We start from the raw sequence: 20508 nt of genomic DNA, 5'->3' as shown, positions 1-20508 counted from the left end.
AGAAGTATATAATAAACTATTGGTAGTATTTTTATTCTTGGTTATAATATACTTTGTAATTAAAATAATAGTAGGTAGTTATATGGAAGATATTCATAATTGGCAAACAAAATACGCAAGTTGTCATTATGCCGATAGGTTACTGAGCAAACTATCTGAACTGAACCAGCAAGTAACGCAACCAGTAAATATTGATGAGATTAGAAAAGGTATATATTACGCTAAAAAATATCATGGTTCGCAAATGCGACAATCCGGCGATCCATATTACTCCCATCCGATAGAGGTAGCGTATATGGTTGCTGAATATACAGCATTAGAAATACCAAAATATTTCAGGACTGATATGATCATTACTAGTTTACTGCATGATACTATTGAAGATACAACTCTTACCGAAGACATGATTGGTAAGGTTTTTGGCAAGCAAATTGCCAGCCAAGTAGTAGATTTGACTAGAATTAAAATAGATAGAAAAATTAATGCATCAGAAACCTTAGAGTTATTGCTCTCTCAAAATAAACAAGATGTGTTACATGTTAAATTATTCGATAGACTCCATAATATGCGTACTATTGGATTTAAATCTCATGAAAAAATTAGAAAAATAGTAGAGGAGACTTTAAGTTACTTCATACCTTTTGCCACATATCTTGGACTTAATAAAGTAGAAGAGGAGCTAAGTAAATTATGTTTGAGATCAATTCTAACTAAGACTAACTTACAACGTATACTTGCAGCAAAACTGCATAACTCTATCTAATTTTTTTGTTAGTATAAAATTTATTTTATACATTTGGGTTCCTACTATGCAAATACCATCAATTACTGTTGAGCAAGTAGCTCAGCAATTTAAAGCCTGGCGTCAAACTAAAACTAACAAGTTTGATCCCATACCAAACCATCTAAAGGAATTAGTTCGCCAGCTACTCCATCACTATTCTTGCAAAGATATAGCCAAACATCTCAATATTAATAAAACAATAATTAGTTCAATTCAACAAGCCCATCAACCTTCCCTCAAAACTTCTCCTACCTCAACTTCAAATAAAGTTCTACAACACGATATTAATTTTCTCCCATTTCAACTAGTAAATTCTATAGATACTGATCCTGTGGCTACTCCCAAACAAAATTACTACACTTGCCACATTATTAAGCCAAATGGTACCAAGCTTATTATTCAAACACTAGAGCTAAAAACCATAATTCAAACATTTCTATGCTGCAACTAACCCCTCAGTCAGTTATTTTTGTTGCCACTATTGCCATCGACTTTCGTAAGGGTATCGATGGTTTAATAGCTGTTTGCAGACAAAAACTTTCTTCCAACCCTCTTAATGGTTCCTTGTTTTTATTCTATAATAAAAACAGAACTGCCATTAAAATTTTGTCCTTTGACGGTCAAGGCTTTTGGTTATGCTCTAAACGCCTATCCAAAGGTAAATTTACGGCAAAACTTTCCCCATCTGATAATTCATCTTATCAGATTTGTTATAGAACCTTACACATTCTTATTCATAATGGCGATCCTAGTTCTGCCAAACTCTCCAATGATTGGCTTCCTGTCATTTAAGCTGCCGTCTCGATTAATTCCGTATTATTTATATATCTTGCATAGGCAAAAGGCGTATAATCCTCAGGATGCTTCTTTGCTTTGCTACTCTGCTCTTGCAGCCAATTTAAATATTTAAAGGCATTGATTTCATTCTCACTACAAGTCTTTACTATACTATACAGACCACTATGTATCTCAGCACTATTGATTGTTTTAAAGAATAATGAATTCTTCCTTTGTAAAATAATGGTACGTAGTGACCTCTCAGCCCAATTATTATCAAGACTGCTAACTGGAATTTTCAAAAATTGCGTCAAACCTTCTTTATTATTTAACCAATATTTCATAGCTTGCCCAAACCTACTATTAGGCTCAACTTTCTTGTCGTTAAATAATTCATCTATTTTGTTATATATATTTTCTATATATTTACTGCTATGTTCCTGATGGTACTTCAGCTTCTCCTCAAGGCTCATCTCTTTACATTGATGTTCATTATGGTAAATCCCAGCAGTCTGTTTGAGAAAATATCCGCATTCTTCAGGGTAATATGGTTCATTCTCTGTAAATTTTCTCTGCCCATGTGACAAACAATTGATCATCACTATTATTGCCAGTAATTCTTTATCTGCTTCTGATAATACCGGGTTATTATTGTTACTTGCATCAGTCATTAAATGAATAGAATCAGTTCTATTCTTACGATTCTTTAGTATGTTACCAATATTCTCCCCGCCATGCTTATTACCGGTAAAATATAAAACTATCACCTCATTATTGGCAGTCTTAGCACATATAGTAGTGGTATAACAGCTGCGTCCTTTCTTATTTTGAGCTCGTAATTTTTTATTGGCTACAGTAATTTCTAAAATTCTAGCTCTAGTATCATCAAGGTTCAGTGAACTACATTCGGCAGCCATTTCTAATAATACCCTGTAAATTTCAGCTCCACCATCTTCTTGCCAAACATCTAAATATTGTTGCCACAGAGTGCTATATGATACAGGAACCCCGCTTAAACTTTGCAACCTAGATAAACGATAGAAGGGAGTACCGTAGGTCTTTTGTAACACTATTGCACTTTTGCTACTATTTGTCCATTTGTTGATATTCTTATTGTTCATAACTGTATAATCGCAAGCATTACAGCGTAACGTTTTCTTTACATATCTGTTGACTGTAATTGGAGCATTACCTGTAAATTGTAGCAATTTTCTAGCTTCACTATTATAGAGTTTACCATTATCACAGTGAGGACAGCTATCACCACTACAAAAATTCTCAGGAGATAAATAGCTGGTATTCGCATCCTGATAATCATCAAATCCATATTTACCTTGCCAATTACTGCGATCTCTCTTCTTGGACTCATCGTACTCTTCTTCATTACCACCATTCTTATTATCAGATTCACTCGGTGGTTCTTTTAATGAATCTGAACTATCTTTTTTTTGTTATCTGCCTTAAAACCAATCATCATCTCCTTAAATGCCAATTAAGAGCAAAACCGAGTTTGCATCATGAATAGAGCTACCGAAATTTTACCAAAAACATGTACCATAAGCCCATTGTAAGATCTGACCTTACTAGCTATTTGTATATTGGTCTTTTCTTCAATCCAATTAAATAGCGACTCTATGGGTTGCCTCACGCTTGATATTGCACTGGATAGTAGTCTATCTGCCGCATCTAACAATTCCTGCCCTTTAGCTTTCTTAACCGGGGTGTATAGAGTAATACCACCTTGATCTGCAACTGGCTGATTCCCTGTTTGATAGGCTTTGTCTGCGAAAACCCTACTATTTTCTGGTAATTGCTTAGATAATTCCTCATAAAACCTTATATCTGCAGTACCAGCATCCGTTATTCCAAAATATTGCGGTATAGGCAAGTATCCCTTTTTGTAACTTCCCGCTGCATGTAATTTAATCCCGTAATAATGGAGTTTTTTAGTTGCACAGTAACCATTATTAGTCGCAATCTCTGGAGCTATTTTTGCGTTAAATCTTCTACCTCTATGAGCTAATATTATTGGCATAGAATCCAAAAGTAATGGATAAGACTGATTATAATCTTTTGGAAGTTGGTGATAGAGAGCTGTCATTAAACCGCTAAACAGATGAGAAACTTTATTTAATCTCTGTACAAAAGCTACATAGCTTGGTAACGCTTTAAACCAGTCACGCAAGTGCCTATCGGTATATTCATAAATTTCCTTAACTGTATGGCGTTTACTCATAATACCGAATATATAGATTGTCATAACCTCTTCATCCGAGAAAGTTAAATTTGAATAATTAGAAATACGTGCCATGTTTTTTCTTAACTTATGTTGATATTCTTTGCAAATAAATAGGTAGAGTGATATTAATTGTGATTGCCAATCCATATAAAATGCCATTTTACGTTGAAAACAAAGACATTTTATCTATTGGATTGGTACTTTTCAAGCATTCACTTAGTCTTCTTCAGCTCTTAATTCGCATTTAAGCTTATTTATACTGATGTTTGATGATGCTAGCTTGTCTATTAGTTCGTTACAAAATTTCACAAGTTCTATCACCGCTTGCTGATCATCTCCTGTTAATGAATTTGCCTTAATATGCTGGATTAGTTCTTCTCGTTCCTCAGCACTTAAGGTCGCTACTTTTGGCTTTTTCATTTTGATTCATTCATTACGTTTAATAATTGAAATGTTATAGTATAACTGATAGTTTTTCAACTAGTTTTTTTATTAATCGGTGATACTTGCATAGTAGGAACCCAAATTTATAAAATAAATTCATACTATAGCACTTAACATATGGATTCAAATAAGTTATAATGATAAATAATAAAAAAATTATATAATAGAAATATGGCATCCCCCTACAGTTACGATTTACGTTCTAGAGTTATAGAACATTATGAGAAATATAAGAAAGTAGCACTTACATGCGAAACCTTTAAAATTAGTCGGTCAATAATCTATGATTGGATTAGATTAAAGAAACAAACTGGAGATATAAAGTCAAAGGAGGGATACCAGAAAGGATATGGTCATAAAATCCCTGATTTATCGGAGTTGCGTCATTTAGTAGAAAAGGGTAACTCGTTAACGCTTACAGAAATAGCAAAAGAATTAGATAATGTTGCAAGTATAATGACTATCAGCCGAGCTTTAAAGAAACTCAACATTACTCGAAAAAAAAGACATATGCGTATAAAGAAAGAGATGAAGGAAAGCGACAAGATTTTCTCAGTGAATTAGAAAAAGTGCCGATAGAGAGACGTGTTTATCTTGATGAAGCGGGCATAAATGATAATGAATCATATGAATATGGATGGTCAATGAAAGGAAGTCGTTGTAATGGGAGTAAATCGGGAAAACGTAGTGAAAGAACAAGTTTTATTGGTGCGTTAAATCAGAATAGTTTAATCGCATCACTAGTCTTTACTGGGAGCTGTGATAGTAAGGTATTTGAAGCTTATATAGAAAATTGCCTTGTGCCGGAGCTAAAGCCTGGACAGGTTGTCATTGCTGATAATGCAAGCTTTCATAAATCCAAAAGGGCTAAAGAATTAATTGAAAAAGCTGGCTGCAAACTAAAATTTTTACCACCTTATTCCCCTGATTTAAATCCTATTGAACATCATTGGTTTCCGATAAAAAATAACATTAGAAAATTATTAGATAAAGGTATTTCTGTATTTGAGGCAAGTTGTAGAACGTTTAAAATAATGTATGAACCTATATGTTAAGTGCTATACCAAAAAAATTTAATAGAGTTATGCAGTTTTGCTGCAAGTATACGAATAACGTTACTGCGTAAACTAATATTTTGTGGTCCCTCATGAACATTTAAAAAGCTACCAACACCATGACCTGTACCATGCGGATAGTCTTGCCTATCTCTCCACAGAAATTGCCGGGCTAGAACATCTAAATGGCTTCCTGTAGTAATATTAACCGGAAATTTAATTGTCGATAGAGCAATATGTCCCTTAAGAACTTGAGTATAGCGTAATTTTTGTTCCTCGGTAGGGTTGCCTATAGCAAAGGTTCTGGTTACATCAGTAGTACAACCTTTATATTGCCCACCAGAATCAATTAATAATATACCTTTACCTAAGATTTTTTTTGCTTGATGACTTGTCGCCCGATAATGAATTATGGCACTATTTTCCTTAAAACCACATATAGTCGGGAAACTATCCATAACATATTGATCTTGCTTAGATCTAAATTCTGTTAATATTTCTCCTAGATCATATTCAGTTTGATCTTGTAAATTTGGTAATTCAAACAAATATGCAAAGAATTCACATAGTGCCACCGCATCATTAATATGAAAATTAATTGCGTGCTTAATCTCAATATCATTCTTAAGCGCTTTAGATAATTGACAAGGGTCGTTAATTTTTGCTACTAGCTTATTATTTAGCAAATCCATAATGTAACTTGAGGCAAAATTTTCATCAACGAGAACCTTATTAGCTTGACCCAACATACCGGCAAATCTTTCCTCTGGTAAGATAGTTATATTAGGGCGAGCAATCGTAACATCTTGATTAGCTCTATTTGGATTAGTAAATAAATATAGCTGATCTTGAGTGATCAGAACTATAGCAAGCATCAATGGTGAATGTGAAATGTCACTTGCTCTGAGATTTAATAACCAGCATATTGAATCTGCCGAAGTAATAATCATCGTATCTGCAGAATATTTAGTCAGTAGATCGCGACATATAGTAATTTTATTACTATATGATTGACCAGAAAATTTATCATCATGAATATATATCTTTGATGATGGTTCCGCTGGTCTATCATGCCAAATTTGATCTATTAAATTATCAGATATTTTATGTAAACGGGATTTTATTTTGGAAAATATTTGTAACTTAACATTAGTAAAGAGTTTCGAATCATATCCCAAGATGCTATCATTACCTAAATAATCATCCCAAGCAAAATAGGGTAAATCTTTAATATCAAAAATCTTAAAGATTTCTGGAGCTAGCTCACGCTTACTTTGTTGTAGATAACGACCATCTGTAAAAAATACCGCCTTATCTTTGCAGATCACCGCAATACCATTGGATCCGCTAAAGTTGGTTATATATTGCAGTCGCTTAGCACTTTCATGGACATACTCGCTAAGATATTGATCATTAGAAGGTACTATATAGCCATCTATTTTATACTTAGCAAACAGCTCTCTAACACTACTGATACGTTTTTGCATTAAATTACTATTTAGAAAAGGGTTTATCTGCTTCTGTCATTAGTCTTATTTATAGATCTAACATGGGTAGAAGCAACTTTTCCATCACTTGGAGCCTTAGATATATCTTTTTCAATAGATTTGCCAATAAGTTGAGCGGCTTTTAGAACTTCAGGACTTAACTTTTTCAAGCTGTTATCTAAGGGTTTTGCCAGCTGTTGTTCTTTTGCAAGCTGTGGAACTCTACCTAGCACCCCATCAATAGACACTTTGAAATAATCGGCAGTAGCTACCACTGTATCAGTAACCAGCATTTTTTGAGTATTATCATCTTCTTTTAGAAAAGGACGAAAGGCATCTTCACTAAAACCAAGCGTTTTCCCTAAGGTAGATTGAGTTAAACTGTTTTTGGCTAGCTCCTTGTTGATAAAATTTTTCAAATTAGCACTTAATGCTTCTGGGGATAGTGGAGTGTATTGTTGTTTTTCGCCAGAGTCAAATTCCTTTCTACCTAACATTTCATCAATAGAGCAATTAAAATAATTAGCTAGTTTGATTATGTTTTTTATCTCAGGACGCCGATTATCTAGCATCTTTCTCATAGTAGTTTCTGGAACCTCTGAAGCCTCAGCTAGTTTACCTACCTTTAGCCCTTCATCCTTCATTTTTGTATTAAGGAAATCCTTTATATTTTCAAACCAACCCATTAAACATAATTTTTTATAAAATTTATCCGTGAAAAACGGTTTTCTTCTTGACAAGAAAAAAACCTCATAGTAAAGTTGCTTATCTTACCAAATGAACTTAAGAAATTCTTTTAGTAAGAAAAACTTTAAGGAATCATAACATTCAATATATAAATTCAACCGCTTGTCAATATATGTAAGTTGAATATAAAAAGAATGTTAATTAACCCTAAAAACTCAATCATAAAAGGAAATACTTCATGAATATATACAATATTTATTTGATAATCAAATATATTATTGCTTATTTAGTAACTTTTTTATTAAAAATGCAACCTAAACTATTATTTTACTCAACAACTAATAGGAATATTTTCCCGATAATCATAATCAGGGGGTTTTGTGCAAAATGATCTTGATGAAAAAACATCAAAATATGATAAAGAGCTAAAACAACTATATAGCAAGATTATGACTATATCAGGCTACATAATCGCTATGAGGGCAGATTGTATCAAAGAAGCCAAAAAGACTGAGGAAACTCTAAAAATTATAGTTAGACGTACATATGACATTAGAGGCGGACTTTGGATATGTTTGATTACTATATGGTTTTTAGTTGTACTTTTTTTGCAAAAAAACTTTTAGCTAGGCTCTGTGAAGGTTTCTAATTGCTCTATATTTTAAGCTATTTTTTAGTGAGAATAAATAGGATTTTTGAAGGAATATAGTGAAACCTATTGAATTAGGTGATACAAACTTTGTGTCATACCTGCGAAAGCAGGTATCTAGATTCCCGCCTACGCGGGAATGACAACTTACAATAGTTATGTTCTTTATCACCTAATTCAATAGGTTTCACTATAGTGTACCTATTTCAAGAGAATCATGTTTATTCGTAGCAAAAAATAGCCAGAATTAGGTCACTTTAGAAACCTTCACAGAGCCTAATACCTATAGCTAATTAATTTGAATTTGTGACCCGCGGGATATCTTCACAGCTGTCGAAAGTTAGGAGAGGAATGGGTTTTAAATAGGGTAACGTCATTACGAGAAAGACCGTAGATCGACGAAGTTATCCACAAAAGTAACCATAAGTAGATTGCTTTGTCGGCTTATACCTTCTCGCAATGACAGCGGTTATAAACCCACAACTTTTTAAACTGCCATGATGTCCTTTAAAACCCCTTCCTCTTCTAATTTTCGACAGTTGTGTTGTTTTCCCTATGATTTTTAAACCACCATGCGTAAGGTGAGTCAATTAACTATCTCAAAATTATATCATATTAACTTTCCTGTCATATACTGAGTTTAGAACATAATTTTAAGTCTTATGGAACCTTGATGACTTCGATACCCTTTGCTCAAATGGCAATTATATTCCATTAATATTTCGGTATTCCTTCTAGCTAATAATAAGCTAGTACCAATATTATAACTAATAGCAGATTGTTTTGGTAGTATGGTTTGTTGTTCAAAGATAATATTATTTATCAATATTTTACTATCAATCTTCTGACTTTTATTATTAAGATATTTCTCAATAATGCCATGTAGTATTGGAGTAATTGTTACATTCTGAGTAGTTGGTAGAGCTGGTAACAATAATTTACTACCAATAGAGCCAACCCAGAAATTTTGTGACTTAGCTTTCAGAGATAAATTATATGTTTCTATATTAGTTTCAGTATAAGCACTGTCTTGATACTGTTCATATCTAATACCTATACCAGGAATTAGGGTAAAACCTTGAGAGAATCCAATATTATAGTTGAGTCTGGTATCAAAATGATAGCTATTATTCTGGTACTTACCAGATACATTGTATGTAATATCATCCATAGAACGTATAGATTTGTTGGTAACATAATTACGGGTGGTAGAGAACACTCCTTGTAATGATAAACTATTCCCCAAATTCTTCTGACCATAGATGGATATAATATGACCAGAGAGCAAAATTTTATTATTTTGATTTTGAAATTTAAAGTTAGAACATATATGACTATACGCAATACCAAATAAGTCCCCTACCGCTTTCTCTGTTTCAACATCAAATCCAATAACAATACCTTTGCTATTACTCTTGTAACCTATAATATTTTGGAACATATCCTGTTTACTCATGCTATACAAACCTTTAACCCACACACCCTTTGATATGTTACTAACTAAAGATTCTTCCTCATCACCCGCTCCAATAGTTTTAAATATTATGGGCATTCTAGTAAAAAACATATTGCTATTTGCTGATATTATTTTTGGCATCAGAGGTGCTATCCCAACAACGGTTGATATTTCTTCTACTGCTCTTGGTATAGAAACCTCTACGAGCTTTTCAAGCTCTTGTTCCTCTCTCTGTTTTTCGTCACTCATTTGTTGTACAAGTGCTTGTTTACTTTCTTCCTGTTCTTTCTCGGACTCTTGTTTATCCTTCAGTTGTTGTTTAAGTTGAGCAATCTTATTTAATTGCTGCCTGTTTTCATCACTCGTTTGTTGTACAAGTGCTTGTTTACTTTCTTCCTGTTCTTTCTCGGACTCTTGTTTATTCTTTAGTTGTTGTTTAGGTTGAGCAGTCTTCTGAGCTGTATCCAGTTTTTCGTCACTCATTTGTTGTACAAGTTCTTGTTTACTTTGTTGTTCTTTCTCTAGCTTTTCTTGTATATCTTTTATGGTTTGCTCAGACTGGGCAGTCTTCTGAGCTGTATTCAGTTTTGCATCACTTAATTGTTGTGCAAGTTCTAGTTCATTTTTTTGTGCTATCTCGAACTTTCCTTGTATATCTTTTATGGTTTGCTCAGACTGAGCAGTCTTCTGAGCTGTATCTAGTTTTGCATTATTCAATTGTTGTTCAAGAGCTAGCTCATTGTTTTGTGCTATCTTGAGCTTTCCTTGTATATCTTTTATGGTTTGCTCAGACTGAGCAGTCTTCTGAGCTGTATCTAGTTTTGCATTATTCAATTGTTGTTCAAGTTCTAGTTCATTTTTTTGTGCTATTTCGAACTTTCCTTGTATATCTTTTATGGTTTGCTCAGACTGAGCAGTCTTCTGAGCTGTATCTAGTTTTGCATTATTCAATTGTTGTTCAAGTTCTAGTTCATTTTTTTGTGCTATTTCGAACTTTCCTTGTATATCTTTTATGGTTTGCTCAGACTGAGCAGTCTTCTGAGCTGTATCTAGTTTTGCATTATTCAATTGTTGTTCAAGTTCTAGTTCATTTTTTTGTGCTATTTCGAACTTTCCTTGTATATCTTTTATGGTTTGCTCAGACTGAGCAGTCTTCTGAGCTGTATCTAGTTTTGCATTATTCAATTGTTGTTCAAGTTCTAGTTCATTTTTTTGTGCTATTTCGAACTTTCCTTGTATATCTTTTATGGTTTGCTCAGACTGAGCAGTCTTCTGAGCTGTATCTAGTTTTGCATTATTCAATTGTTGTTCAAGTTCTAGTTCATTTTTTTGTGCTATTTCGAACTTTCCTTGTATATCTTTTATGGTTTGCTCAGACTGAGCAGTCTTCTGAGCTGTATCTAGTTTTGCATTATTCAATTGTTGTGCAAGTTCTAGTTCATTTCTTTGTGCTATTTCGAACTTTCCTTGTATATCTTTTATGGTTTGCTCAGACTGAGCAGTCTTCTGAGCTGTATCTAGTTTTGCATTATTCAATTGTTGTTCAAGTTCTAGTTCATTTCTTTGTGCTATCTTGAGATATTTTCTTGTTCTCTCAAGCTGAGTAGTTTTTTCATCTATTGCTTCTCTTTCCTTAGTTAGTTGTTGTGTAAGTTCTAGTTCCTTGTTTTGTGATGTCTCGAGCTTTCCTTGTAGTTCTTTTAATTGTGCACCTAGATTAGTAACCTTACTAATTGCTACCTGTTTCTCATCAGCCAGTAGTTTTACACTTTCTTGTTCTGTACCGAGCTTTCCTTGTAGTTCTTTTAATTGTGCGTCTAGATTAGTAACCTTACTAATTGCTACCTGTTTCTCATCAGCCAGTAGTTTTACACTTTCTTGTTCTGTACCGAGCTTTCCTTGTAGTTCTTTTAATTGTGCGTCTAGATTAGTAACCTTACTAATTGCTACCTGTTTCTCATCAGCCAGTAGTTTTACACTTTCTTGTTCTGTCTTGAGCTGTCCTTGTAGATTTTGTAGTTGTTGTGCAAGTTCTAGCTTATTTTTTTGTGCTGTCTCGAACTCCTTTTTTGTTCGCTCAAGTTGAGTATTTTTCTCAACTGTGTTAAGCTTCTCTTTACTCAGTTGTTGTTCAAACTGAATAGCCTGCTTAATTGCTTCCTGTTGCACCTCATTCAATTGTTGTACAAGTTCTTGTCCTCTTGCTTTCTCTTTCTTAAGATCATTTTCTAACGTGAAATTATCTAAATTACACTCTTCCATGTCAATCTCCTCTGCACTTAGTCCTAATAAGTACTCTTCAACATTGAGTTCCTTATCAGGTAGTGGCATTGCTATAATATCAACATTTGTCACAAGTAGTAGCACTATAAATACAATATTATTTTTTGATATCATAATCCATCTCCAATCATTTTGTACATTTAGTTAGTCGAAAATTGTCAGTTACATGAGTTACTGATGTCTATTCGAACGATTCCAAGAATTAGATTTGAAAATGAATGGTGAATGTGCCGGCAGTACATATACTCTTCTGCTTTCAAAAACAATCCTTGAAAGCATGATAGTATAACAAACATAAACGACATTGAATAGTCAAAAGATTCAAATAGGGTCTTTTTAAAACCCTTAAATTCTCACCCTACGCATAACTCCTATGGCAATTTGCAAATTGCAGAAAAATAACCGGCGTCATTGCGAGACCACGTGAGTGTAGTGGCAATCTACTTTTTGACTTATGCAGAAAGTCTATTAGATTGCTTAGTTGGTACAAAGTGGCACCTCGCTTAGACACCGGACTGTTTTCTCTATGACTTTTAAATGCCATGTGTTAGGTGAATTAAATTTATTGTATATACGCCAATTCAGGATAAAGATGTTATAAATATTCCTCAATTTGTATAGCAAAGTTACCTTTACTACGTCCTAAACATCTAGATTAATTACATTCAAGGCATTTGCTTGAATAAATTGTCTTCTAGGTTCAACAATATCTCCCATTAATGTTGAGAAAATTACTTCGGCACTATCTTGTTCGTGTACTTTAACTTGCAGCAAAGTTCTTCTTTGAGGGTCTAATGTTGTCTCCCCTAATTGATCAGAATTCATTTCTCCAAGACCTTTGAAGCGTTGAATAGCTATACCTTTCTTCCCGCTTTCTAATATATAATTCAGCAACATACTAGGCAGTGTAATCATATATTCCTGGCTTTTAATTAATAACTTTGTTTGCTCAATAAATAAGTCTACAAGTGGAGTAAACGATTTAGCTAGCTGAATAAATTCAAAAGATTCAAGCTGTTCTTTCGATAAAATTTTACTTTCTTTTTGTCCTCGAACAAAGCGGAAAAATTCTATTTTATTTGTACTAACTACAAATTGCCAATCTGTTTTATCAGGTGATATATCACCAAGATTTAAAATATTCAAAGCCTGAGTTATTTCATTTGTCTTATCTTGATCAAATATTTGATTACCTAACAAACCTTTTATAGATAAACATTCTGCAATTTGTCGATTAAATTTTTTGCCAACTTGATCAAGTAATGCAACGAATCGGATAACCTTTTTGATTATCTCATCAAGGTCATGACCACTGATCTCTCGTCCATTATACAACATAATTGTTGCATCACTAATAGTGTTTTTTACTAAATAATCTTGCAAAGCTTGTTCATTTTTTAAATAAAAATCGTTATTACCTTTTTTTACTTTATATAAAGGCGGCTGAGCTATATATAAATATCCTTTATCAATCAATTGACGCATGTGTCGGTAGAAGAAAGTAAGTAATAAGGTTCTAATATGCGAGCCGTCAACATCAGCATCAGTCATAATAATTATTTTATGATATCTTAGCTTATCCAAAGAAAAATCTTCATTACCAATAGCCGTTCCAAGAGCTGTTATTAATGTTCCTACTTGCTCAGAATTTAACATTTTATCAAATCTAGCTCTTTCAACATTCAGGATTTTACCTCGTAATGGCAAAATTGCTTGAAACTTTCTATCTCTACCCTGCTTCGCTGTACCGCCAGCCGAGTCTCCTTCAACAATAAATAGTTCCGAAAGAGCCGGATCTTTTTCTTGACAATCAGCAAGTTTTCCAGGTAAGTTTGAAATTTCAAGAGCTGATTTTCGACGGGTTAATTCCCTTGCTCTTTTTGCTGCTTCTCTGGCAGTTGCTGCTTCAATAATTTTATTAATAATTATTTTTGCGTCGCTAGGATGTTCTTCAAACCATTCTAAAATCTTAGTATATACAGCATTCTCTACGATAGGACGGACTTCAGAACTGACTAATTTATCTTTAGTTTGTGATGAAAATTTCGGGTCTGGTACTTTTACTGATAGAATACATGACAGCCCTTCTCTAGTGTCATCGCCAGTGAAATTTACTTTGCTTTTTTTATTGAGTCCAATATTCTCGGTATAAGTTGTAATAACCCTAGTAAGAGCGGCTTTAAAGGCAATAAGGTGCGTACCGCCATCACGTTGTCTTATATTATTAGTAAAACACAAAATATTTTCATGATATGAATCATTCCAATTCATTGCCAATTCAAAAGTAATACCTGTTGCTTGATTATTAGTATTGAGTGATATACATTTATGTAATGAAGTTTTGGCCTTGTCTATATATTTGACATAAGCTTCTACACCACCAGTAAAGCAAAACTCTACTTCTTGTGGTTCGGCAAAACGATGATCTTTTAGTAATATCCTGACACCAGAGTTTAAAAATGCTAGTTCCCTAAGTCTATGCTCTACAGTAGCAAAATTAAATTCAATCATGCTAAAAGTGGTAATAGATGGGAAGAAGGTAATTTCGGTACCTTTTTTCTCTACTGACTCTCCTTTTAGTGTGAGTGGTGTTTCAGCAGCACCATCTCTAAATCTTATAAAATATTCCTTATTATCCCGCCAAATTCTAAGCTCTAACCATTCTGACAGGGCATTTACCACAGATACACCAACACCATGCAACCCACCAGATATTTTATAAGAGTTCTGATCAAATTTACCACCAGCATGCAATTGGGTCATAATAACTTCAGCTGCTGATATCCCTTCTCCTTCATGAATATCAACAGGTATACCACGTCCATTATCACGCACTGTTACAGATCCGTTGGTATTTAGGATTACTTTAATTAGGTTACAGTGACCAGCTAAAGATTCATCGATAGCATTATCAACAACCTCGTAAATCATATGATGTAGTCCTGACCCATCGTCAGTATCACCAATATACATACCCGGTCTTTTCTTAACTGCCTCAAGACCTTTTAAAACCTTGATAGAATCAGCCCCGTATTCTAATTCTGTTATTGACTCTTGTTGATTATTTGACATATCCTAACATTAAATAAAAGATAAAAGATAACTATACAGCAAAATTACAGCAAGTGTATAGTTTTCAAGTAGTTTATTAACAAATATCTTTTACTAAAAATATTTATTGTTTATTATTATCTCTTATCAAATTATAGCTAACCCGACTAACATTACACAAAATGACGTCATTGCGAGGAGCTACTTATAGTAGCGACGAAGCAATCCTGTTTTGTGTCATACCTGCGTAAGCAGGTATCTAGATTCCCGCCGTTGCTAAGAATGACAACTTACAACTGCTTCGTAGGCTTACGCCTACTCGCAATGACGTCAGTTTACTATGGTTAAATACTAATCGGGTTAGCTATATTCTTATAAAAAACCTTATATAGTGTACACAACAATGACAAAACTAACTTTTAGAGATGTTCCATCTGTAATGGATGATTATGATGTTTTTTTATTTGATCTTTGGGGGGTGGTAGTAGAAGGAGATCAAGTTTATCCTGGGGTAGCTGATAATATTAACAAAATAATTAAACAGCAAAAGAAGGTTTTTTTTGTTACTAACGCTCCACGTAGCAGATTTTTCTTATTTAACAAAATTAAGAGTTGGGGTATTAACGCAACGGAAGAAATGGTTTTTAGTTCTGGCGAAGTAGCAATTGATATGATATTAGAAAGTGATAAAAGATTTGGTATCAAAAGCCCTATAGTTTATCATCTTGGTCAAGAAGACAATGAGCTTTTGAGCGAATTGCAGACGCCTATTACCACCAACATAGATGAAGCCAATATTCTTCTGTTAACGCTCCATCGTGATGAAGGAAAAAATTTAAATTTAGATGAGTTTGATGATTTATTTAAAACTGTAGTAAAAAGAAACATAATTACTATATGTGCCAACCCAGACCTTGGAATTGTGCAACAAGGCATACGGAGATATTGCTCTGGATATTTTGCGGCACAAATAAAGCAATTTGGTGGTGAGGTAATTTATAGCGGCAAACCATGTCTAGAAATATATCATGCAGTATTAAACCAGTTACCCGATATTTCATTGAAACGTGTTCTGATGATAGGCGATACTTTCTTTACTGATATTTTAGGAGCAAATAACATGGGAATTGACTCAGCTTTAGTATTAACAGGTAATGCAGCAATATTTCATAGCCAATATCATACCATCGAAGAAAAATTGCAGCACTTGAAAATTGCCGCGACTGAGCAGGGAGTAATGCCAAGTTTTGTTATTCAATTGACTACAAATTAACTCAATATCTCTCTTAGTTGAACTTAGTCTATTTATAGGCTTACAAAAATTTACTATATAGAGCTAACCCGTTATAGGTTCTAGATAGCTTTTCCGTTATTAGCGAGGAGCTACTTTAGTAGTGACGAAGCAATGCTACTCCTTGCAATAATTTAGGATATTATAACAATATCAAGAACCTATTCGGGTTAGCTATTCAATAATTACTGATAACAGGTATAATATGGCAGATCCTACTAAAACAGATCCTAAACAACGCTGGAAAGATGCCATAGGGAAATTTAAACGAGCCATAATACCTGAGCAATATAGTCATGATGAATTAGTTGACTGTGTTAGGGTAAGGGTATCAGGCACTATAGAGCGGGATAAAATTATGCCCTATCTTGAAGAAATTGCTCAAGCTAAGCAAACTCTTAATGGTTACGAATATCCAATTCTACGAATGAATGAAACTGAGTTAAAAAATCATCAACTATTTTATGATAAACAATCTAACAGTTTAGTTGATAGTAACAACCAGACTGCAACTACTTTTGGTAAGGAAAGCAAATATACCAAAGACATTCAAGCTTTTGTAATGGCAAAAGATGGTTCTCTTTATATTGGTACTCATAAAGGGCAATATGATCTTATAGAGCTTACTCTAACACATGCTTCGTTTTTAGGTGGTAGACCAGCAGAACTGGCAGGTATGGTTATAGCACTTAACATATGGATTCAAATAAGTTATAATGATAAATAATAAAAAAATTTTATAATAGCAATATGGCATCCCCCTACAGTTACGATTTACGTTCTAGAGTTATAGAACATTATGAGAAATATAAGAAAGTAGCACTTACATGCGAAACCTTTAAAATTAGTCGGTCAATAATCTATGATTGGATTAGATTAAAGAAACAAACTGGAGATATAAAGTCAAAGGAGGGATACCAGAAAGGATATGGTCATAAAATCCCTGATTTATCGGAGTTGCGTCATTTAGTAGAAAAAGGTAACTCGTTAACGCTTACAGAAATAGCAAAAGAATTAGATAATGTTGCAAGTATAATGACTATCAGCCGAGCTTTAAAGAAACTCAACATTACTCGAAAAAAAAGACATATGCGTATAAAGAAAGAGATGAAGGAAAGCGACAAGATTTTCTCAGTGAATTAGAAAAAGTGCCGAAAGAGAAACGTGTTTATCTTGATGAAGCGGGCATAAATGATAATGAATCATATGAATATGGATGGTCAATGAAAGGAAGTCGTTGTAATGGGAGTAAATCGGGAAAACGTAGTGAAAGAACAAGTTTTATTGGTGCGTTAAATCAGAATAGTTTAATCGCATCACTAGTCTTTACTGGGAGCTGTGATAGTAAGGTATTTGAAGCTTATATAGAAAATTGCCTTGTGCCGGAGCTAAAGCCTGGACAGGTTGTCATTGCTGATAATGCAAGCTTTCATAAATCCAAAAGGGCTAAAGAATTAATTGAAAAAGCTGGCTGCAAACTAAAATTTTTACCACCTTATTCCCCTGATTTAAATCCTATTGAACATCATTGGTTTCCGATAAAAAATAACATTAGAAAATTATTAGATAAAGGTATTTCTGTATTTGAGGCAAGTTGTAGAACGTTTAAAATAATGTATGAACCTATATGTTAAGTGCTATAGTATTAATGAGGAGGGTAAGATAGATATGATTAGTAGTGATAGTGGTCATTATGCCCCCGAGCCATTAGATATGTATCGAGGAATTAAAAAATTACAAGAATTAATGCCAGAAGTTTTTACTCCCGATTCTAGCATCAACTATTATTATGATGAAACTACCCATAATATGAAAATGAGTGAATTCTTAGAAATGATGGAAAAACCTACTATTAATGGCATACCACTAAATCAAGAACTTAGAAATGAAAGAATTAAACAAACAAAAGAATATACAGAAAATCTAAAAAATGCTGTTTCTATCAAGATTTATAGTAATGAAGCAGATTTACCAAATACTATAGCAAACTTAACTAAAGAAAAACAACAAGAATTAGCAAGAGGGCTAAAGCAGCCTATGATTAGCCTATCTGTGATAGGCTCTGAACAAAATCCCAAAGCTTATAGTGTATCTGAGCTAACAATTTCGGTTCTAAATTCTGGTAGAGCAGATTCTATGCAAAACTTATTGGACTCTGGGATAACCAATAGGAAAGAATTTCATGAAATAAGACCTTTATATTATGCTACTGCACAAGGTAACACAGATATTGTGAAAACAATGCTTAATAATCCGAATATGCAGGAATCTTTAAAACAAGAAACATTTAATCCAATGCCTACTACCTTACATATGTCAGCCCAACTTGGTAATACTGATATAATAACTGAAATACTAAAATATCCTGTAGGGCGTGAACTATTAACTCAAAAAGACTTTAACGGCGATACTCCTTTGGAAGTTGCTAACAGATATGGCAACAACTTAGCAGTTAATATTCTAGAGAAAGAATATTTTGAATCTGCTAAGGAACAATTAGCAAAATATTTTAAAACACAGATGGAAGATAAAGAGCTTATTACTACAGCTCATCAGAATGAAATGAAAAAGGATGTAATAGCTATATTATCCCCTCTGGCTACACCGGACAATGGAAAATATAATGATATTATAGAAGTTGCCGGATCGATAGTTAGAAAATCTGCTCAAATTGCTGATAAAAAATTAGATTGGAAACAGAAAATTGCAGAAATAGGTGATATCATAAAAGATGCATTACCTAAAATCTTTTCTAATGAGAGAAAACAAAAATTAAAAAATATATTAAAGGATACGAATATTGTAACTGAATTACAAAAACTCCGTAAAGACCATCAAATAAAGAGTGATAATAGTAATATAAAAAAAACAATTCCAATAACACCAACAAAAACTGTAAAAAATAATAAGGGAGATCAAATCATTAAATTGTAACATATGTTGGCTCTGTCCAGAAAAGTGTGTAAATTTCGAGATAGGTTATATATAAAAATATAACAAAAAAGGAAATTACATGAATAAAAAAACAAATGAATCAATAAAGCAAGCAGTAGATTTATTAATAGATAATGATACAGATGTAAGCACAATACTGAAAGAAGGAGGATTATTAAAAGAATTGACCAAACGCTTGATAGAGAAGGCATTGCAGTCAGAATTGAATAATCATCTAGGCTATGATAAATACAGTCGTGTAGATAATGATAATGCTCGTAATGGTATAACTAGCAAAAAACTGATCTCCGAACATGGAGCGGTTGAGATAGAAGTACCAAGAGATAGGCGTAGTACCTTTGAACCAGCAATACTACCGAAAAGACAAAAACGTTTTGATGGTTTTGATGATAAAGTCTTATCATTATATGCTAAAGGTATGAGTGTATCTGATATTAAGGTTCAATTACAAGAGTTGTATAGTGTTGAAATAAGTGAGAGTTTAATCAGTCAGATCACCGATGATGTAATGGATGATGTAAAAGCTTGGCAGAGTAGACCGTTAGAAGAGATATATCCGATAGTATTTTTTGATTGTTTAGTAGTAAAAGTTAGGCAAGACAAAAGGATAATTAACAAGGCAATATATGTTGCATTAGGGATTGATTTATCTGGTAGAAAAGATATATTGGGATTATGGATCAGTGAAAATGAAGGGGCAAAATTTTGGCTTGGTAATTTTACTGAAATGAAAAATAGAGGATTAAAGGATATACTGATTGCCTGTAGTGATAATCTTACTGGTATGTCTGAGGCGATAGAAGCAGTTTATCCAAAAACAGAACATCAATTATGTATTGTACATCAGATTAGAAATAGTTTAAAATACGTATCATATAAAGATAGGAAGCAGGTGGCTAGCGATTTAAAGCCGATATATACTGCAGCAACGGAAGAACAAGCACATTTAGCTTTAGTATATTTTGAAGAAAAATGGAATAAACAATATCCACAAATTGCCAAATCATGGTATAATCATTGGGATAATTTAATGATTTTTCTAGGATATCCAGAGGCAATTAGAAAGGTAATTTATACCACTAATTCAGTTGAATCTGTTAATAGTCAATTGCGTAAAGTAACAAATAATAAGCGTGTTTTCCCTAGTGATAGTGCTGTTTTTAAAAGCTTATATTTGACAATTGACTATATGACCAAAAAATGGACTATGCCTATTCCCAACTGGAATGAAGCTATGGCTCATTTGATGATCAAATTTGAAGATAGGCTTAACAAAATTTAATGACCTATTTTGGAAATTTACACACTTTTCTGGACAGAGCCCATATGTTGATTATAGTTGCTTTTTAT

At 33.3% G+C, this 20508-nt stretch carries 19 protein-coding genes; 10 read left to right on the top strand and 9 right to left on the bottom strand.

Annotation, left to right across the window (positions count from 1 at the left end; translation table 11 throughout):
• Positions 1-82: 82 nt before the first annotated feature.
• Genes ACQH2P_RS03455 through tnpB form a run of 3 tightly spaced genes read left to right on the top strand, consistent with a single transcriptional unit; the run spans position 83 to position 1576 of the window.
• On the top strand, positions 83-763 hold the full coding sequence (locus tag ACQH2P_RS03455) for an HD domain-containing protein (protein ID WP_425363014.1): 681 nt from the start codon (positions 83-85) through the stop codon (positions 761-763).
• 46 nt (positions 764-809) lie between these two features.
• Positions 810-1235, top strand: coding sequence for a hypothetical protein (locus ACQH2P_RS03450; protein ID WP_425362592.1), 426 nt, complete (start codon positions 810-812; stop codon positions 1233-1235).
• The gene (gene tnpB / locus ACQH2P_RS03445; protein WP_425362591.1) at positions 1223-1576 is read left to right on the top strand and encodes an IS66 family insertion sequence element accessory protein TnpB; all 354 of its coding nucleotides are present in this window, start codon (positions 1223-1225) and stop codon (positions 1574-1576) included. Before ACQH2P_RS03450 ends, tnpB begins: the two co-directional genes overlap by 13 nt.
• Here the strand turns inward: tnpB and ACQH2P_RS03440 are convergent.
• The 4 genes from ACQH2P_RS03440 to ACQH2P_RS03425 form a co-directional block, all read right to left on the bottom strand.
• Positions 1573-2682 carry an IS66 family transposase gene (locus ACQH2P_RS03440; protein WP_425362622.1) on the bottom strand — a complete coding sequence of 370 codons (1110 nt, stop codon included), beginning with the start codon at positions 2680-2682 and terminating at the stop codon, positions 1573-1575. The genes tnpB and ACQH2P_RS03440 overlap by 4 nt on opposite strands.
• A gap of 38 nt (positions 2683-2720) precedes the next feature.
• Positions 2721-2954, bottom strand: coding sequence for a hypothetical protein (locus tag ACQH2P_RS03435; protein WP_425362621.1), 234 nt, complete (start codon positions 2952-2954; stop codon positions 2721-2723).
• 99 nt (positions 2955-3053) lie between these two features.
• Positions 3054-3947: a transposase gene (locus ACQH2P_RS03430; RefSeq protein WP_425363013.1), complete on the bottom strand. Its 894-nt coding sequence runs from the start codon at positions 3945-3947 to the stop codon at positions 3054-3056.
• Positions 3948-4016: 69 nt separating this feature from the next.
• Positions 4017-4220, bottom strand: coding sequence for a hypothetical protein (locus tag ACQH2P_RS03425; protein ID WP_425363012.1), 204 nt, complete (start codon positions 4218-4220; stop codon positions 4017-4019).
• Positions 4221-4415: 195 nt separating this feature from the next.
• On the opposite strand from ACQH2P_RS03425, the gene ACQH2P_RS03420 reads away from it, so the two are divergent.
• Positions 4416-5299 (top strand): IS630 family transposase gene (locus tag ACQH2P_RS03420; protein WP_425362619.1). Its coding sequence is split into 2 segments (ribosomal slippage): positions 4416-4736 and positions 4739-5299, totalling 882 coding nucleotides; the frame shifts between segments, so codons are not numbered across the junction.
• Here the strand turns inward: ACQH2P_RS03420 and ACQH2P_RS03415 are convergent.
• A complete protein-coding gene (locus ACQH2P_RS03415) occupies positions 5296-6786 on the bottom strand; it encodes an aminopeptidase P family N-terminal domain-containing protein (protein WP_425363011.1) in 1491 nt (496 codons plus the stop codon). The genes ACQH2P_RS03420 and ACQH2P_RS03415 overlap by 4 nt on opposite strands.
• Positions 6787-6809: 23 nt before the next feature.
• Positions 6810-7526, bottom strand: coding sequence for a helix-turn-helix domain-containing protein (locus ACQH2P_RS03410; protein ID WP_425363010.1), 717 nt, complete (start codon positions 7524-7526; stop codon positions 6810-6812).
• Between the two features lie 327 nt (positions 7527-7853).
• Here ACQH2P_RS03410 and ACQH2P_RS03405 point away from each other — a divergent pair, with 327 nt between their 5' ends.
• On the top strand, positions 7854-8099 hold the full coding sequence (locus tag ACQH2P_RS03405) for a hypothetical protein (RefSeq protein WP_425363009.1): 246 nt from the start codon (positions 7854-7856) through the stop codon (positions 8097-8099).
• Here the strand turns inward: ACQH2P_RS03405 and ACQH2P_RS03400 are convergent, their stop codons facing one another.
• The 3 genes from ACQH2P_RS03400 to gyrB all read right to left on the bottom strand — a co-directional run bounded on the left by ACQH2P_RS03400 (position 8100) and on the right by gyrB (position 14933).
• The gene (locus tag ACQH2P_RS03400; protein ID WP_425363008.1) at positions 8100-8294 is read right to left on the bottom strand and encodes a hypothetical protein; all 195 of its coding nucleotides are present in this window, start codon (positions 8292-8294) and stop codon (positions 8100-8102) included.
• A gap of 468 nt (positions 8295-8762) precedes the next feature.
• Positions 8763-11975: an autotransporter domain-containing protein gene (locus ACQH2P_RS03395; RefSeq protein ID WP_425363007.1), complete on the bottom strand. Its 3213-nt coding sequence runs from the start codon at positions 11973-11975 to the stop codon at positions 8763-8765.
• Between the two features lie 528 nt (positions 11976-12503).
• A complete protein-coding gene (gene gyrB / locus ACQH2P_RS03390) occupies positions 12504-14933 on the bottom strand; it encodes a DNA topoisomerase (ATP-hydrolyzing) subunit B (RefSeq protein WP_425363006.1) in 2430 nt (809 codons plus the stop codon).
• A 382-nt stretch (positions 14934-15315) separates the two neighbouring features.
• Here gyrB and ACQH2P_RS03385 point away from each other — a divergent pair, with 382 nt between their 5' ends.
• From ACQH2P_RS03385 to ACQH2P_RS03365, 5 genes are all read left to right on the top strand, one after another.
• On the top strand, positions 15316-16185 hold the full coding sequence (locus ACQH2P_RS03385; RefSeq protein WP_425363005.1) for a TIGR01459 family HAD-type hydrolase: 870 nt from the start codon (positions 15316-15318) through the stop codon (positions 16183-16185).
• A 223-nt stretch (positions 16186-16408) separates the two neighbouring features.
• Positions 16409-16930, top strand: a complete 522-nt coding sequence (locus ACQH2P_RS03380; RefSeq protein ID WP_425363004.1) for a hypothetical protein — start codon at positions 16409-16411, stop codon at positions 16928-16930.
• Between the two features lie 23 nt (positions 16931-16953).
• A protein-coding gene (locus ACQH2P_RS03375; RefSeq protein WP_425363003.1) for an IS630 family transposase occupies positions 16954-17837 on the top strand; the annotation gives its coding sequence in 2 pieces (ribosomal slippage) (positions 16954-17274 and positions 17277-17837; 882 coding nt in all).
• Positions 17821-19137 (top strand): ankyrin repeat domain-containing protein, encoded by a 1317-nt coding sequence (locus ACQH2P_RS03370; protein ID WP_425363002.1) that lies wholly within the window; start codon positions 17821-17823, stop codon positions 19135-19137. Before ACQH2P_RS03375 ends, ACQH2P_RS03370 begins: the two co-directional genes overlap by 17 nt.
• Positions 19138-19216: 79 nt before the next feature.
• Positions 19217-20440 carry an IS256 family transposase gene (locus ACQH2P_RS03365; RefSeq protein ID WP_425362497.1) on the top strand — a complete coding sequence of 408 codons (1224 nt, stop codon included), beginning with the start codon at positions 19217-19219 and terminating at the stop codon, positions 20438-20440.
• Positions 20441-20508 lie beyond the last annotated feature (68 nt).

It is taken from the genome of Candidatus Tisiphia endosymbiont of Hybos culiciformis, assembly GCF_964030975.1.
Classification (GTDB): Bacteria; Pseudomonadota; Alphaproteobacteria; order Rickettsiales; family Rickettsiaceae; genus Tisiphia.
Note: the sequence above shows the minus strand (reverse complement) of the source record. Positions and strands in the feature narration are given on the sequence as shown.

Bases quoted from the DNA above. Each gene is read 5' to 3' on its own strand.
- ACQH2P_RS03380 (WP_425363004.1), top strand. From the start codon at position 16,409: ATGGCAGATCCTACTAAAACAGATCCTAAACAACGCTGGAAAGATGCC.
- ACQH2P_RS03440 (WP_425362622.1), bottom strand. From the start codon at position 2,682: ATGAACAATAAGAATATCAACAAATGGACAAATAGTAGCAAAAGTGCA.
- ACQH2P_RS03435 (WP_425362621.1), bottom strand. From the start codon at position 2,954: ATGGTGGTAATGAAGAAGAGTACGATGAGTCCAAGAAGAGAGATCGCA.
- ACQH2P_RS03395 (WP_425363007.1), bottom strand. From the start codon at position 11,975: ATGATATCAAAAAATAATATTGTATTTATAGTGCTACTACTTGTGACA.
- tnpB (WP_425362591.1), top strand. From the start codon at position 1,223: ATGCTGCAACTAACCCCTCAGTCAGTTATTTTTGTTGCCACTATTGCC.
- gyrB (WP_425363006.1), bottom strand. From the start codon at position 14,933: ATGTCAAATAATCAACAAGAGTCAATAACAGAATTAGAATACGGGGCT.
- ACQH2P_RS03430 (WP_425363013.1), bottom strand. From the start codon at position 3,947: ATGGATTGGCAATCACAATTAATATCACTCTACCTATTTATTTGCAAA.
- ACQH2P_RS03425 (WP_425363012.1), bottom strand. From the start codon at position 4,220: ATGAAAAAGCCAAAAGTAGCGACCTTAAGTGCTGAGGAACGAGAAGAA.
- ACQH2P_RS03455 (WP_425363014.1), top strand. From the start codon at position 83: ATGGAAGATATTCATAATTGGCAAACAAAATACGCAAGTTGTCATTAT.
- ACQH2P_RS03385 (WP_425363005.1), top strand. From the start codon at position 15,316: ATGACAAAACTAACTTTTAGAGATGTTCCATCTGTAATGGATGATTAT.
- ACQH2P_RS03415 (WP_425363011.1), bottom strand. From the start codon at position 6,786: ATGCAAAAACGTATCAGTAGTGTTAGAGAGCTGTTTGCTAAGTATAAA.
- ACQH2P_RS03450 (WP_425362592.1), top strand. From the start codon at position 810: ATGCAAATACCATCAATTACTGTTGAGCAAGTAGCTCAGCAATTTAAA.
- ACQH2P_RS03370 (WP_425363002.1), top strand. From the start codon at position 17,821: ATGAACCTATATGTTAAGTGCTATAGTATTAATGAGGAGGGTAAGATA.
- ACQH2P_RS03365 (WP_425362497.1), top strand. From the start codon at position 19,217: ATGAATAAAAAAACAAATGAATCAATAAAGCAAGCAGTAGATTTATTA.